The organism is Scytonema sp. PCC 10023, from assembly GCF_963920835.1.
GTDB lineage: Bacteria > Cyanobacteriota > Cyanobacteriia > Cyanobacteriales > Nostocaceae > Kalymmatonema.
Genome location: NZ_CAWUDP010000428.1, coordinates 1 through 226 on the forward strand (window position 1 = coordinate 1; position 226 = coordinate 226).

The 226-nt window shown below is 69.5% G+C and carries 1 protein-coding gene; it reads left to right on the top strand.

Annotated features, from left to right (window positions below; all coding sequences use genetic code 11):
- Positions 1–226, top strand: a 226-nt coding sequence (locus tag ACM0OZ_RS49465; RefSeq protein WP_414590258.1) for a hypothetical protein, incomplete at both ends; no start/stop codon positions are given.

Below are 226 nucleotides of genomic sequence, written 5' to 3' on the forward strand. Positions count from 1 at the left end.
GCCCCGGCGTGGCGGGCTTCATTGTTCGGTTCGCAGGCAAGGGTCCGGCGCCGCAGACGGTGGAGGCCGCCGCCTCCGCCGACGCGCGCCTGGGCCTGACCACAGCATCCCGACAGGCGACGGTTGAAAATCGTTCCGCCATCCTGACCTTCCCCTTCACGCCGGAACGACGCGGCACGGCGGAGTTTGAAAACCTTTGGGTGCGCTGGCGCGGCCCTCTGGGGTT